Source organism: Paenibacillus sp. TC-CSREp1 (assembly GCF_050171015.1).
Taxonomy (GTDB): domain Bacteria; phylum Bacillota; class Bacilli; order Paenibacillales; family Paenibacillaceae; genus Paenibacillus; species Paenibacillus silvae.
This window is the reverse complement of record NZ_JBNOKM010000051.1, coordinates 1-515: the sequence shown is the minus strand read 5'-3', so window position 1 is coordinate 515 and position 515 is coordinate 1. Positions and strand designations below refer to the sequence as shown.

The following is a 515-nucleotide window of genomic DNA, read 5'->3' as shown; positions in this document are numbered from 1 at the left end:
AGTGTGTCACATTTGATGTTGGATTTCGCGCCCTCTGCCTGGCGTCCGAAGGAAGCCAAACCACGGTACGTTACTTTACCACCATGCTTACTGATCGATTTGGATACGATTGTCGATGTTGTATCTGGAGCAAGGTGAATCATTTTCGCTCCTGCATCCTGATGCTGGTTTTTACCTGCAACAGCGATGGACAGAACGGAACCTTTTGCTCCACGGCCTTTCAGTACAACCGCTGGATATTTCATCGTCAGTTTGGAACCGATGTTGCCATCGACCCATTCCATCGTTGCATTCTCTTCTGCAACCGCACGTTTGGTTACAAGGTTGTAGATGTTAGGTGCCCAGTTTTGGATCGTTGTGTAACGAACGCGGGCATTTTTCTTACAGATGATCTCAACCACTGCACTATGCAGGGAGTTCGTGCTGTAGATCGGAGCTGTACAGCCCTCTACATAGTGAACAAAGCTGTCTTCATCTGCAATGATCAATGTACGCTCGAATTGACCCATGTTTTC

1 protein-coding gene is annotated in these 515 nt (G+C 47.6%); it reads right to left on the bottom strand.

The window, feature by feature from the left end:
- Nucleotides 1-515, bottom strand: a 515-nt coding sequence (locus ACQSGY_RS30690; RefSeq protein WP_427182409.1) for a SufD family Fe-S cluster assembly protein, incomplete at both ends; no start/stop codon positions are given.